At 59.8% G+C, this 12,391-nt stretch carries 14 protein-coding genes and 1 tRNA gene; 7 read left to right on the top strand and 8 right to left on the bottom strand.

The annotated features are described in order from the left end of the window. Positions 1–73: 73 nt before the first annotated feature. A complete protein-coding gene (locus GVN17_RS10835) occupies positions 74–532 on the bottom strand; it encodes a DUF2214 family protein (protein ID WP_166595260.1) in 459 nt (152 codons plus the stop codon). A 188-nt stretch (positions 533–720) separates the two neighbouring features. Next, positions 721–1,656 carry a D-alanyl-D-alanine endopeptidase gene (gene pbpG / locus GVN17_RS10840; protein ID WP_166595261.1) on the bottom strand — a complete coding sequence of 312 codons (936 nt, stop codon included), beginning with the start codon at positions 1,654–1,656 and terminating at the stop codon, positions 721–723. 284 nt (positions 1,657–1,940) lie between these two features. Between pbpG and GVN17_RS10845 the strand changes: the two genes are divergently transcribed. After that, on the top strand, positions 1,941–2,501 hold the full coding sequence (locus GVN17_RS10845) for a hypothetical protein (RefSeq protein ID WP_166595262.1): 561 nt from the start codon (positions 1,941–1,943) through the stop codon (positions 2,499–2,501). A gap of 117 nt (positions 2,502–2,618) precedes the next feature. On the opposite strand, the gene GVN17_RS10850 is transcribed toward GVN17_RS10845, so the two are convergent. Then, positions 2,619–2,801 carry a hypothetical protein gene (locus GVN17_RS10850; RefSeq protein ID WP_166595263.1) on the bottom strand — a complete coding sequence of 61 codons (183 nt, stop codon included), beginning with the start codon at positions 2,799–2,801 and terminating at the stop codon, positions 2,619–2,621. A 277-nt stretch (positions 2,802–3,078) separates the two neighbouring features. Then, positions 3,079–3,423 carry a hypothetical protein gene (locus GVN17_RS10855; RefSeq protein WP_166595264.1) on the bottom strand — a complete coding sequence of 115 codons (345 nt, stop codon included), beginning with the start codon at positions 3,421–3,423 and terminating at the stop codon, positions 3,079–3,081. A 226-nt stretch (positions 3,424–3,649) separates the two neighbouring features. Here GVN17_RS10855 and GVN17_RS10860 point away from each other — a divergent pair, with 226 nt between their 5' ends. Beyond that, a complete protein-coding gene (locus GVN17_RS10860; RefSeq protein ID WP_166595265.1) occupies positions 3,650–4,462 on the top strand; it encodes a shikimate 5-dehydrogenase in 813 nt (270 codons plus the stop codon). A 327-nt stretch (positions 4,463–4,789) separates the two neighbouring features. On the opposite strand, the gene GVN17_RS10865 is transcribed toward GVN17_RS10860, so the two are convergent. Further along, entirely contained in the window at positions 4,790–5,458 is a 669-nt protein-coding gene (locus tag GVN17_RS10865) for a YceH family protein (RefSeq protein ID WP_166595266.1), read from the bottom strand. Between the two features lie 119 nt (positions 5,459–5,577). Between GVN17_RS10865 and GVN17_RS10870 the strand changes: the two genes are divergently transcribed. Then, positions 5,578–6,087: a DUF1993 family protein gene (locus GVN17_RS10870; protein WP_166595267.1), complete on the top strand. Its 510-nt coding sequence runs from the start codon at positions 5,578–5,580 to the stop codon at positions 6,085–6,087. A 189-nt stretch (positions 6,088–6,276) separates the two neighbouring features. Further along, the gene (locus GVN17_RS10875; protein ID WP_166595268.1) at positions 6,277–7,434 is read left to right on the top strand and encodes an MFS transporter; all 1,158 of its coding nucleotides are present in this window, start codon (positions 6,277–6,279) and stop codon (positions 7,432–7,434) included. Here GVN17_RS10875 and nhaR read toward each other — a convergent pair. Then, a complete protein-coding gene (nhaR, locus tag GVN17_RS10880) occupies positions 7,431–8,327 on the bottom strand; it encodes a transcriptional activator NhaR (RefSeq protein WP_166595269.1) in 897 nt (298 codons plus the stop codon). The genes GVN17_RS10875 and nhaR overlap by 4 nt on opposite strands. 129 nt (positions 8,328–8,456) lie before the next feature. Between nhaR and GVN17_RS10885 the strand changes: the two genes are divergently transcribed. Next, positions 8,457–9,221 (top strand): TerC family protein, encoded by a 765-nt coding sequence (locus GVN17_RS10885; protein ID WP_166595270.1) that lies wholly within the window; start codon positions 8,457–8,459, stop codon positions 9,219–9,221. A gap of 94 nt (positions 9,222–9,315) precedes the next feature. Here GVN17_RS10885 and GVN17_RS10890 read toward each other — a convergent pair whose 3' ends face one another. Next, a complete protein-coding gene (locus tag GVN17_RS10890) occupies positions 9,316–9,495 on the bottom strand; it encodes a hypothetical protein (RefSeq protein ID WP_166595271.1) in 180 nt (59 codons plus the stop codon). 219 nt (positions 9,496–9,714) lie between these two features. On the opposite strand from GVN17_RS10890, the gene GVN17_RS10895 reads away from it, so the two are divergent. Continuing rightward, positions 9,715–10,410, top strand: a complete 696-nt coding sequence (locus GVN17_RS10895) for a peptidase C39 family protein (protein WP_371928533.1) — start codon at positions 9,715–9,717, stop codon at positions 10,408–10,410. 256 nt (positions 10,411–10,666) lie between these two features. On the opposite strand, the gene GVN17_RS10900 is transcribed toward GVN17_RS10895, so the two are convergent. After that, on the bottom strand, positions 10,667–11,950 hold the full coding sequence (locus GVN17_RS10900) for an FAD-binding oxidoreductase (protein WP_166595272.1): 1,284 nt from the start codon (positions 11,948–11,950) through the stop codon (positions 10,667–10,669). A 205-nt stretch (positions 11,951–12,155) separates the two neighbouring features. Between GVN17_RS10900 and GVN17_RS10905 the strand changes: the two genes are divergently transcribed. Beyond that, positions 12,156–12,232, top strand: a tRNA-Val gene (locus GVN17_RS10905). The last annotated feature ends 159 nt before the right edge of the window (positions 12,233–12,391 follow it).

Here is a 12,391-nt window from a genome sequence, read left to right on the forward strand (position 1 = left end):
ACGGCTGCTGCGCAGCCGATCGTAGGCAAGCCAACTCCCACGGCCTTCGGCCAGAAGCCCGACCGCGGCGCTTTTAACTTAGAAGAATCCCGCGTGCCATCCCCGTCGCCGCAATCACGATAATCACCATCAACGCCGCTTCCATGTGGCTGATGCGGGCGAAACGTCGTGAGCGGGAGGTGTCGATGGGTTGCTGTTTTTTGAACGCGATGCGCCATTTGATCAGGGCGAACATCGGCACGACTTCCAGCGCCAGAATCGCCACGAAGGCCGTGATCTTCAGGTGAAACAACGGTTGGTGCAGGTAGTAGAACGAGCCTTTCTCCAGCCCGCCGAACGCACGAAAGGCGCCGGTGATCAGTAGAATCCCCGCTGACACCGCCCAGATGTTGTCGACCACGAACACGTCGCGAAAGGAACGGGGATCGTCCGTGCGCAATCTGCGCAGTGCCCGCCCCCTTGCCAGAACCGCCGCCAGCGCGAAACCGAACGCCAACAGATGCAACGCAGCCACTATCCACTTGACGACCATGGTGCTACTCCCCCGAGCGGTATCCGAAACAAGCCGATACACCTCAAGCGTAGCGGGTCGCGGCCATTATGCGCGGCAGGATTGATGAAACTGTTGTCAGTTCCGCGGCTTAGCGCTGTCCGGGGGCGGGGAAGATGGCGCCTTGACGGGCGCCAACGAGGGCAAATCCGATGAAGCGAAGCGTCGAATCAATCCGAGGCTTGCAGGCCTTTCTGCTTCATGACCAGATTCTTTTCCTTCTTGTACTGCAACGCGACTTCCGGCGCCGGACCGCTCTTACCGGTCTCCATCCACAGGCGCATACGGCTGGCGTCCGCGAAGTGAGTGAACTTGCCGAAGGCGTCCAGAATCACCACCGAAACTTGACGGTTGGCCATGCTGGTCAGCAGCACCAGACAATGCCCGGCCTGGTTGGTGAAGCCGGTTTTGGTCAGCTTGATGTCCCAGTTGGACTTGCGCACCAAGTGGTCCGTGTTGCTGAAACCCAAGGTGTAGTTGGGTTTGCGGAAGCTCACGGTTTTCTCTTGGGTGGTGCTCAGCTCACGCAGTAATGGGTAGTTGCGCGCCGCCAGGGCCAGTTTGGTCAGGTCGCGGGCGGTGGACACGTTGAACACCGACAGGCCCGTTGGCTCCATGTACACGGTGTGGCTCATGCCCAGTGCCTTGGCCTTGGCGTTCATGGCTTTGATGAACGCCGGATAGCCGCCCGGGTAGCTGTGCGCGAGGCTCGCCGCTGCGCGGTTTTCCGACGACATCAGGGTGATCAGCAGCATGTCGCGGCGGTTGAGTTCGCTGCCCAGTTTCACGCGGGAAAACACGCCTTTCATTTCGGCGGTCTGGGAGATGTCGACCTTGACCATCTCGTCCATCGGCAACTTGGCGTCGAGGGTGACCATGGCGGTCATCAGTTTGGTCACCGAAGCAATCGGCACGATGACGTCGGGATTGCTGGAGTACAGGACCTGGCCGGTTTGCAGATCGGTGATCATGGCGCTGCCGGAAGCCAGATGAAGATTGGCCGGGTCACGATTGAAAGCAGCGGGTTCGTTCGCAAGGGCACCGGTGGAAAGTGCCGAGCCTGTGAGCGCAAAAAACAGGCCGATGAGGGTTGTGCGAATGTTCAAGAGCGAAGCTCACTTAAAAAGAATGGAGAGGGCGTGGACAGTCGGACTTTTTTCAAGAGCGACAACAAGATGGGCGCATTTTAGGAGCATGTTTCTAACTATGTCGATGGCCGGCATAGGACGTTTTGGTATTAAAAACCGCTTGTATGGCATCCGTTCAGGTTAAGGGCGAAAAAAACCTGTATTTGCGCTGGGCATGTCGATATTCATGGCACTGCGGCGAGTCACGAATTAGCATTCGACGCCATCGGTGTTTATCCCTCAAATGACCTAGGAGTTGTGCAATGCCCAAAGGGTTTATCAGCAAGGATTACGCGTCTCTGGTGTTCGGTGCGGCAATCGTTGCGGTGCTCTTGCTCGTCGCGGGCTTGTTCGTGCGGCCGTCGGACTGGGCGGGCTGGATTCAGGCCATCGGCCTGATCGTCGGTCTGATGATGGCGATTGCGGTGCCTGCGATTCAGAAACGTCAGGACTTGGCGTTGCAGCGCAAGCAATTGCGGGATCGCGAAACCGGCTATGCGCGGCGGATGCAGTACCTGTGTGGCGAGCTCAATGAGCTGCTGGCGAAAATCACGGTGAACCTGGTGCATTTGCGGGCGGCGGATCGGCACCGCTTGCAGCGCACGCTTGAGGATTACCTGCACCGGCTGTTCGAGTCGCACAAGCTGGACCAGAACGACGACCGTGTCGTAATCGCTCATGAACTGCGGTTAGTGGCGAATGAGATGATCGAAGAACTGGAAAGCGGCCGTTCGGACCGGGTTGTCCTCGGGGCGTTGGAAAAACGGTTGCAGAAACTGGCACATCGCTGCCAGGTGAATGCGACGCAGGCTGAGCGGGTTTGATTCTGTCAGGCAGATGCAAGCCTCCGGCGTCTCCGACGCAAAAAAAAGCCCGCATCTGGGATGCGGGCCAAAGGGAAGTGCGGAGCAACGCACGATTCAGGGAATAACGAATTCAGTTCAGCTGTTGAGCTTGCGGGCTTCAAATTGCTGGGACAGGGCTTGGGCCGCAGGCAACGACGGCAGAGGACCGCTGACCGGTTCGCCGTTCTGGACCAGGTACCAGCAGGCCAGCAAGCCACGTTCGCGAAGCGATGCGGGAACTGCGCTGCCAACTACCGACATGATCTGAACCTTGGTCATAAGTGCCTCCATCAATCTATGGCGCTACTTTACGGCGCGATCCCGATCAGCAGAAATCACCGCGCTCGATAGTCGTCATTGATGTGTGACAGGTCAGTTTTTTTGCCGCCGGGGCACAGGAATTGTGCATCCGTTCTCATCCGAAGCCTGTGACCCCTTCAGAGTCGAGCGCCACGGTCGACACTCAGCAGAAACGAAAACCCCGCCGGTTGGGCGGGGTCTGGTATTCGGGAGGCTGCCGATCGATAACCGACAGTCTCAGGTCGGTGCGTCACTGTTACCAGCGACCGCCACCGTGGTAGTAGCCCGGTGGTGGGCCGTAGTAGCGTGGCGGACCGTAGTAGCGTGGGCCGTAGACGACGGGACGCTCAACCACGTAGGCCGGTTGATAGTAAACAGGCGGTGGCGGCGGTGCGTAGTACACCGGCGCTGGCGCTGCATACACCGGAGCCGGTGCCGCGTAGACAGGGCCGGAAGCCACGGCGGCACCCACCACGCCGCCGACGACTGCGCCGATCACTGCCGCTCCACCCCAGCCTGGGCCGCCGCCATGGGCTTCAGCCTGACCTGCGAGGGCGAGGGCACCTAACAACAAGGCAACCTTGGGGATGTGACGAATCATGACTGTTCCTCGGTGTTCAGTCCCGTTGTCGCGAGCCTGCGTTACGCTCAGGCACTGCCACGGGATAACTGATCAGACAGCGACTTTCGGGAAATCTGCGAAGCCGCTGCGTAAATTTTGTGTAAGGTATTCGGTGACTTTGATGACAATTGCTGCGGTTAATGCCGCAAGCAACTGAATTCTACGCCTTTCTCAGGGCGTTAACGCATACCGTTCGGGAGATTTCATGTTAGTGACTGCAAGCAAGGAAACGCTGTTATGTATGTCCCTCGCCGGGCGTCCCGGCAACTTTGGGGTGCGGTTTCATAACTATCTGTATCAACTGTTGGGCCTCAACTTTTATTACAAGGCCTTTTCCCCGACTGACTTGCCAGCCGCCATCGCGGGCATGCGCTCCCTGGGCATTCGCGGGTGTGGTGTGTCGATGCCGTTCAAGGAGGCCAGCATTGCGTTGATCGATGAGATGGACCCGTCGGCGGCGGCGATTCAGTCGATCAACACCATCGTCAATACCGACGGGCATCTGAAGGCTTACAACACCGATTACATTGCCGTCGCTCAGTTGGTGGATACCCATGCCGTGCCACGTACCCCGTTTGCTTTGCGAGGCAGCGGTGGCATGGCGAAAGCCGTAGCCTGCGCGATGCGGGATGCCGGTTTTACCGATGGCCTGATCGTGGCGCGCAATGAACAGGCGGGCAGGGCGCTGGCGAAGACCTGCGGGTTTGAATGGCAAGCGGACCTGGGCAGCGAGCGGCCGCCCTTGTTGGTCAATGTGACGCCCTTGGGGATGGCTGGGGATCAGGCGGATGCCTTGGCCTTCGAGAAAGCGGCCATTGAAGCCGCCGACACGGCGTTCGACGTCGTCGCCACCCCGGCCCGTACGCCTTTTATCGTCGCGGCGGAAAAAGCGGGCAAGCGTTTGATCACAGGGGATGAAGTCGCTGCGATTCAAGCGCTGGAGCAGTTCGTGCTCTACACCGGCGTCCGCCCCACCGATGAGCAATATCAAGCCGCAGCGACGTTTGCTCGCGGCTGACGCGTACGGCCAACACATGGGTGTCGCCTGATAAGCCTTTCGCGAATAAATTCGCTCCCACAGGAATCCGATGCGCAGCGAGATAATGGGCCTGACGCAGCTCAACTGTGGGAGCGAATTCATTCGCGATTGAGGCCAGTAGATTCACCGCATGGGTGTCGCCTGAAAAACCTTTCGCGAGTAGATTCACTCCCACAGGAATCCGACGCGTCGAAATCTTGGGCCTGAAACGGCCACAACCGTGGGAGCGAATTCATTCGCGAGGCGGCGGACCAGGCGACAGAGACAGATCGCTCAGACAATCAAGTCGCGGCTGTCTGTAGCCGTTCAACCCTCCAGCTTCGCCAGTCGCTCTTCCAGCTCGTTAATCCGCGCTTCCAGCGCTTCAACCCGTTCCGCCAGCCCCGAGCTGCCGCCACTGGAACGCTCCACCGGAGTCTGCCGCGCCGCAAGAATGGCTTCCATGTCTGCCGGATCCCCCAGCGCGTGCATGTAACGGTCTTCCCGCTGCCCGGCCTGTTTCGGGATCAGCACCGCCAGCCCGCGACCGATCAGGCGCTCCAGTTGATGGACCACCGCGTCGGTGTCTTCAAAATCGTGCATGCGGTTGCTGCGAGTCAGCAGTTCGTTGACGGTTTGCGGGCCGCGCAGCAGCAACAAGCCGGTGAGGATGACCTGCGCCGGGACCAGCTCCAGCGTCTTGTCAGCCCGGTGTTCCCAGCGGTCGGCCCGGCTGCCCATCACCAGACGTGTCAATTGCAGGCTTTCCAGCGCCCGCAGGCTTTGGCCGACCTGACCGGGCGTCAGGTTCATCACCGGCTCGCGGCTGGTCTTCTGGTTGCAGGCCAGGACCAGTGCGTTGAGGGTCAAGGGGTAGGTTTCAGGGTTGGTGGCCTGCTTCTCGATCAGGCAGCCCAAAATACGCACTTCGGTGCTGTTCAACTGCAGCGTGTCTGCGTCGTCGCGACCGTTATCGGAATCCAGCTCGGTGGACATGGCCCGTTCCCTGTGTGTTGAAAAGGCTATGAGGGTAGGGGCTGGATGAGGTAAAAGACAAGCCGCGTTCGCATGTCACTCATGCCTCCCCAATGCGACTCACTCCATCAGGAACTGTCATGACCATTTCTCTGTACGCCGCTTCGATTCCTGTCTTCAAGCAAATGCTCACCGCGCTGAGCGCCGTGCTGGCCAAGGGTGAAGCCCACGCCACCGCGAAAAACATCCAGCCAGACGCACTGCTGCAGGCGCGTCTGTTCCCGGACATGTTCCAGTTGGTCCGCCAGGTACAGATCGCCGTCGATTTCGCCAAGGGCGCGAGCGCGCGTCTGTCGGGCATCGAGCCGCCGAAGTACGAAGACACTGAAGTCACCTTCGCCGACCTGCAAGCCCTGTTGACCAAAGTGCTGGCCTTCATCGACACCGTCACCCCTGAACAGGTCGACGGCAACGAAGAGCGCGAAATCGTGTTGCGCCCAGGCACCGACAAAGAAAAACGCATGAGCACTCAGAAATACCTGCTGCACTACTCGCTGCCACAGTTCTTCTTCCACGTCACCACCGCGTACGACCTGCTGCGTCACAACGGTGTGGAAGTGGGCAAGCGCGACTACATGGGCACCTACTGATACAGCCCGTCAGCCTGCGCTGAACCTCTGAATCCGGCCGCCGTCCGATCTGTTCGGGCGGCGGTTTTGTTTTTGTGCGCCGGTCGACCGACTCTGGCGCCGATGTCTGGTACTCTCCGCGCTTCGCACTACGTCATTCCGATTGGCCGCTCCGCAAGGACTGGTCTCTTCGTCGTTTTTGGAGATTTCATGTTTTTCCCCATTTACCTGTTGTCGGCCGCTGGCTTTACCGTGCTGACCACAGAGTTCGTCATCGTCGGCCTGTTGCCTGCCATCGCCCGCGACCTGGCCGTGACGATCCCGCAAGCTGGTCTGCTGGTGACCCTGTTCGCCTTCACCGTGGCCTGCTTTGGTCCGTTCCTGACCGCGTACTTTTCGCGCTTCGAGCGCAAGCGTCTGTTCATTTCGGTGCTGATCATGTTCGGCGTCGCCAACGTGGTCGCGGCGTTCGCGCCCAATATCTGGGTGATGGCCGTGGCCCGGCTGATTCCCGCGCTCGGGTTGCCGGTGTTCTGGGCGCTGGCCAGTGAAACGGCGGTCGATATCGTCGGACCCGATCACGCAGGACGAGCGATCGCCAAGATCGGCTTCGGTATCGTCTGCGCCACGGTGTTCGGGATTCCCGTGGGCACGCTGATTTCCGACGGGTTCGGCTGGCGCACCGCGTTCATGGTGCTGGCGGTGATGGCCTTCGCCAAGGCGCTGTTGCTGTTTATCTATCTGCCGAAGAGCATGCACAAGGATCAGGCGTCGTTCAGCAGTCAGTTTCGCATCCTGCGCAGCCCCATCATGCAGGGCCACGTGCTGCTCTCGGTGCTGGTGTTCAGCGGCATGTTCACGGCCTACACGTACCTGGCCGACATGCTCGAACGCCTGGCCGGGTTCAACGGCACCGTGGTGGGCTGGTGCCTGATGGGCTTCGGCGCCGTGGGCCTGCTGGGCAATTCGCTGGGTGGGCGCTTGGTGGACCGGCATCCGCTGATCGCCAGCCTGACGTTCTGCACGTTCATGATTGGCGGCATGGTGATGGTGGCGCCGAGCATGCATTCGCTGCCTGCCCTGGCGTTGGCCCTCGCAGTCTGGGGCGTGACGCAAGCGGCGTTGTTCCTGGTCAGCCATGTCCGCTTGATGAAAGCCGCCCCGGAAGCCCCGGCATTTGCCGCGTCGCTGAACATTGCCGGGGCGAACCTGGGGATCGGTATCGGTGCCATCGTCGGTGGACGGGTAATCGACCATCTCGGCCTGGCCAACCTGGGTTTCGCGGCGGCCGGGATCATCCTGCTGTCGATTCTGCTGGCCCTGCTGCTGATGACCTTCAAGCCGCGCCCCGTCGGCTGCAACGCTTAGTCGGTGAACAACTGGCGTCGCGCGCCTTCGGTGATGGCGACGATGCCGGGGTGCTTGACCTTGCGCTCGACCGAGATCGCGTAAAACGACTCGGTCACCGCATCGGTCTGGCCGATCAGTTCGACGTCGTACTGAGCCATCACTTCATCGGCGATCACGCTCGGTGCTATGAAGATGCCACTGCCGGACTTGCCAAACGCCTTCATGAGCGCGCTGTCATCGAACTCGCCGACGATCCTCGGCTGCACGTTCTGTTGGGCGAACCAGCGCATCAATCGGCTTCGCACCACGGTCTGCTGGCCGGGAATCAACAGCGGCGCGCCCTGCATGCCGTGAGGGAAATCCTGGCCGTAGGTGCGCGCCAAGGCGGCCGTGGCGAAGAAGCTCACCCCGCATTCCCCCAGTTTCTGGCTGTAGCCCTTGATGTCCAGATGCGAAGGCATGGGGCTGTCGGAAATCACCAGATCCAGGCGCTGAATGGCGAGGTCGGCCAGCAGGCGTTCCAGTTGGTCTTCGCGGCAGGTGATGCGAATCGGCTCGCTCAATTCCATCGTCGGAGCGATCAGCCGGTAAACGATGGATTTGGGCACCACGTCCGCGACACCGACCCGGAACAGGATTTGTTGTTCATCTGGCTGCGCCCGCAGCAACGCTTCCAGCTCGCCGCCAAGCTGAAACATCTGTTCGGCATAGGGCAGGGCGATGCGGCCCATCTCCGTCAGCTCCAACTGGCGTCCCACCCGCTTGAACAGCTCCACCCCGTAGGTTTGCTCCAACAGGCTAAGCTGACCACTGATGGTTTGCGGCGTAAGGTTCAGCTGCTCGCAGGCACGCACGATGCTGCCAGTCTTGGCCACCACCCAGAAATAGTGCAATTGACGGTAGTTGAGCATGAATTCGCCTCGGCACAGACACTTCGTAAAAAACGAAGTATACGCCTGATAAATACGAATTTTACTGAAGTGTTTCAGTCCCTAGAATGCCGCCTTGTCTCATCAACGCGACCCAATGGATACCGGCACATGGAATACCTTTTAGAACTGGCTGCAAGCCCCACCGCGTGGATCGCCTTGGCCACGCTGGTGGTCATGGAAATTGTCCTCGGCATCGACAACCTGATTTTCATCTCGATCCTGACCAACAAGCTGCCGGTTCATCAGCGCACGAAGGCGCGCCGCATCGGCATCAGCATGGCGCTGATTCTGCGGCTGGGCCTGCTCAGTACGGTGGCGTGGATCGTCCAGTTGACCGAGCCGGTCATCGACGTGTTCGGTCAGGTGTTCTCGTGGAAAGACATGATCCTCATCGCCGGTGGCTTGTTCCTGGTGTGGAAGGCGACCACTGAGATTCATCACAGCATGGACATCAAGACCGGGGAAGAGGCCGCGATTTCCAAAACCGTCGTGATGAGCATGGCCGCCGCCATCGGGCAGATCCTGATGCTGGACCTGGTGTTCTCCATCGACAGCATCGTCACCGCCGTCGGCATGACCGAGCATTTGCCGATCATGGTCATCGCTGTGATTGCCGCTGTGGTCGTGATGTTGGTGGCGTCCGAGCCCTTGGCGAAGTTCATTAACGATAACCCGACGGTGGTCATGCTGGCGCTGGGCTTCCTGATCATGATCGGCATGACGCTGATTGCCGAAGGTTTCGGCGCTCACGTACCGAAGGGCTATGTCTACACGGCGATGGCGTTCTCGGCGCTGATCGAAGTGCTGAACATGCTGGCCCGCCGTTCGAGGCAGCGTAAGCTCGACGCTGAAACGACGGCTACGAAAGGCTGACAGGCTGGGAATGAAAAACGGTCGGGGATGGGAATACCATCACCGACCGTTTTTTTGGCTTAAGGTTTACTGATCCGACGAGGTCGGGTGGGCGTCAGTGCGCCGTCGCATGACGGGGTTTACGCGCATTCAAGGGCGCGGATGTGCGGGTGGTTTCAAGGGTTCGATAATGCGGGTGATGACGGCGGGAAATCCGCATCACCCCCCACAGCATGGCGCCGGCCACAGCCAGCCAGGCAGCGATCAACATCACAATGGTCATTCCGAGGCTCATGTCTTCCTCCGGCTCTGCGCTCTTCGTTCTCTCAGTAACCGACAGTCTAGTACGTGGGTTGTTGCTGAAAATTGACCGATGGTAGGAATTCTGTGACCTATTTGTTCTATCCAGTTTCACCGACTGTGCAGAGAGGCTATACCCGGACCCTCGGCGGCTCTATGATCGGCGTCCAGGCCGGGTTGCAGGTTGCCCCGGCACCTGACAAGTGAGTGAAAAATGTCTCGAATGGAAGTCTCTGGAAGCAAACGGATGTGGTGGGGCTTGGCCTTGACGTTGATGCTGACGGGGTGTGCCGACCCTCACGCGTACAAGCCGGGTTATCCGCCGGTCTATAAAAGCCTGCCGGACCGGGTCGAGCTCAACTCGGTGCCGTTCTTCCGGGGCAAGTCTTACCAGAGCGGACCGTTCGCGTTGGCGAGCATGCTGAGCGTGCGCGGCGTGCAGACCACGCCTGGCTTGCTGGAAAAGCCGCTGAAGCTGCCGGCGTCGGAGAAAACCCTCGAACTGAGCATGACGAACGTGGCGCGCGAATACGGTTTCGTGGTGTACCCGGTCGATCATCAACTGCCTGATCTGCTGGCGCAGGTGTCCGCCGGTTATCCGGTCATGGTGCGGTTCAGCGAGGGCTCGTTCTGGTGGAAAGAGCAACGCTATGGCGTGCTTGTCGGGTTCAACCAGAACAAACGCAACATGCTGATCTACACCGGGCTGGGCCGCTTGACCGTGAGTTTCGACGAGTTCACTTCGGACTGGGATAACGCGGGCAACTGGGCGATTCTGGTGCAGGGGCCTCGTCAGTTGCCGTCCCCGGTGGATCGCGAACGTTGGCTCAAGGCTGCGAATGATCTCGCGCAGGCGGGGCAGGAGCAGGCGGCGGGTGAGGCGGTGAAGGCGTTGAATGCCGCGCATTGAGAATGCGGCCTACGCCAGCACGTCGATGATGGGCATTTTGGCTACAGGGTTCAGGTCGGGCGCAAGAAGCCCTGCACACCGCAGAACACCTGTGGGAGCGAATTCATTCGCGAAGAGGCCGGTGCAGGCCACGCACCTCCAGCGCCTGAAGATCTTTCGTCGGATTGCCGCCCAGAATGACTTCGCTTTCACAGTGGAAAACGCGTCATAAAGGGGGCATCTCATCGGCCCGGAGACATTTTGCCGCGTGGGTTGATCAGAACCCCAACTTGTCCCGCAAACTGTAATACCAGGCACCCAGCGCCGTCAGCGGCGTGCGCAACAGCTGGCCGCCGGGGAAAGGGTAGTGCGGCAGTCCGGCGAACGCATCGAAGCGTTCCGCCTGTCCGCGCAGCGCTTCGGCCAGCACTTTGCCCGCCAAGTGGGTGTACGTCACCCCATGGCCGCTGCAACCCTGCGAGTAATAGATGTTGTCGCCCAGACGGCCGACTTGTGGCAGACGCGACAGGGTCAGCAGGAAATTGCCGGTCCACGCGTAATCGATTTTCACGTCCTTTAGTTGCGGAAACGCCTTGAGCATTTTGGGACGGATGATGGATTCGATGTTCGCCGGGTCGCGCGCGCCATATACCACGCCGCCGCCGAAGATCAGGCGCTTGTCAGCGGAAAGACGGTAATAATCCAGCAGGTAATTGCAGTCTTCGACGCAGTAGTCTTGTGGCAACAGCGTGCTCGCGAGCTCCTCGCTCAGCGGCTCGGTCGTGATCACCTGCGTGCCGCACGGCATCGATTTCGCGGCCAGTTCCGGTACCAGATTCCCCAGATAAGCATTGCCCGCAACGATGATGAACTTCGCCCGCACCTTGCCTTGGGCGGTGTGCACCACCGGGCTGGCACCACGGTCGATCCTGATGGCCGCCGATTGCTCGTAAATCACGCCGCCCAGCGACTCCACGGCCGCCGCTTCACCGAGTGCCAGGTTCAGCGGATGGATGTGGCCGCCGCTCATGTCCAGCATGCCGCCGATGTATTCATCGCAGGCCACCACTTCGCGGATGCGGCGTTGGTCCATCAGCTCCAGCTGGGTATGGCCATAGCGCTCCCAGAGTTTTTTCTGCGCCTCCAGATGATCCATTTGCTTAGGGGTGATGGCCGCGAACACACCGCCGTCTTTCAGGTCGCACTGAATCTGGTATTTGGCCACGCGTTCACGGATGATACGTCCGCCTTCAAACGCCATCTCGCCCATCAACTGCGCCTGTCTTGCACCGACCGTGCGCTCGATGACGTCGATGTCGCGGCTGTAACTGTTGACGATCTGGCCACCGTTCCGGCCCGACGCGCCGAAGCCTACCTTGGCCGCTTCCAGCACCGTGACCTTGAAGCCGTTCTCCAACAGGAACAGCGCGCTCGACAGCCCGGTATAACCGGCGCCGATCACGCACACATCCGTTTCCACCTCACCTTGCAGCAACGGACGTTCAGGGGCGTGACTGGCGGACGCGGCGTAATAAGACTGAGGGTAAGCGGTGTTCGTCATCGAGTGGCCCCTGTTTAATATTTTTTACGAATGGGGCGATCCTACCTGAGATAAATGGCGGTCACCAGCGGGAAAGAGGCCGTTGGGTGTCTTATATATGTGCCACTTGGCATGAGTGTTCTGCAAAAAACGATAGTTATCAGCCGGTTAGAAAAAATACCCCGTTGACAGGCTGTGGAATATCCGTAGAATGCCGCTCCACAGCAGGCACGTAGCTCAGTTGGTTAGAGCACCACCTTGACATGGTGGGGGTCGTTGGTTCGAGTCCAATCGCGCCTACCAGTTGTAAGCCCCGAAATACGCGGGCTGTAGAAGGGCGATCAGAAATGGTCGCCCTTTTTTTTGCAAAACTTTTGCAAAACCCCCACCCATATTTCGGGTAAGAGGTGCATTTCTGGCCCGGCCTGCGAGGGCAGAGGGCGAGTCCTGCACCTACCTCGA

This window comes from Pseudomonas sp. SLFW, from assembly GCF_009905615.1.
GTDB lineage: Bacteria > Pseudomonadota > Gammaproteobacteria > Pseudomonadales > Pseudomonadaceae > Aquipseudomonas > Aquipseudomonas bambusae.

Excerpts from the sequence above, each read along its gene's own strand:
- GVN17_RS10865 (WP_166595266.1), bottom strand. The coding sequence starts at position 5,458 with ATGTCCACCGAGCTGGATTCCGATAACGGTCGCGACGACGCAGACACG.
- GVN17_RS10885 (WP_166595270.1), top strand. The coding sequence starts at position 8,457 with ATGGAATACCTTTTAGAACTGGCTGCAAGCCCCACCGCGTGGATCGCC.
- nhaR (WP_166595269.1), bottom strand. The coding sequence starts at position 8,327 with ATGCTCAACTACCGTCAATTGCACTATTTCTGGGTGGTGGCCAAGACT.
- GVN17_RS10895 (WP_371928533.1), top strand. The coding sequence starts at position 9,715 with ATGTCTCGAATGGAAGTCTCTGGAAGCAAACGGATGTGGTGGGGCTTG.
- GVN17_RS10870 (WP_166595267.1), top strand. The coding sequence starts at position 5,578 with ATGACCATTTCTCTGTACGCCGCTTCGATTCCTGTCTTCAAGCAAATG.
- GVN17_RS10900 (WP_166595272.1), bottom strand. The coding sequence starts at position 11,950 with ATGACGAACACCGCTTACCCTCAGTCTTATTACGCCGCGTCCGCCAGT.
- GVN17_RS10855 (WP_166595264.1), bottom strand. The coding sequence starts at position 3,423 with ATGATTCGTCACATCCCCAAGGTTGCCTTGTTGTTAGGTGCCCTCGCC.
- GVN17_RS10835 (WP_166595260.1), bottom strand. The coding sequence starts at position 532 with ATGGTCGTCAAGTGGATAGTGGCTGCGTTGCATCTGTTGGCGTTCGGT.
- GVN17_RS10845 (WP_166595262.1), top strand. The coding sequence starts at position 1,941 with ATGCCCAAAGGGTTTATCAGCAAGGATTACGCGTCTCTGGTGTTCGGT.
- GVN17_RS10875 (WP_166595268.1), top strand. The coding sequence starts at position 6,277 with ATGTTTTTCCCCATTTACCTGTTGTCGGCCGCTGGCTTTACCGTGCTG.
- GVN17_RS10860 (WP_166595265.1), top strand. The coding sequence starts at position 3,650 with ATGTTAGTGACTGCAAGCAAGGAAACGCTGTTATGTATGTCCCTCGCC.
- GVN17_RS10850 (WP_166595263.1), bottom strand. The coding sequence starts at position 2,801 with ATGACCAAGGTTCAGATCATGTCGGTAGTTGGCAGCGCAGTTCCCGCA.
- GVN17_RS10890 (WP_166595271.1), bottom strand. The coding sequence starts at position 9,495 with ATGAGCCTCGGAATGACCATTGTGATGTTGATCGCTGCCTGGCTGGCT.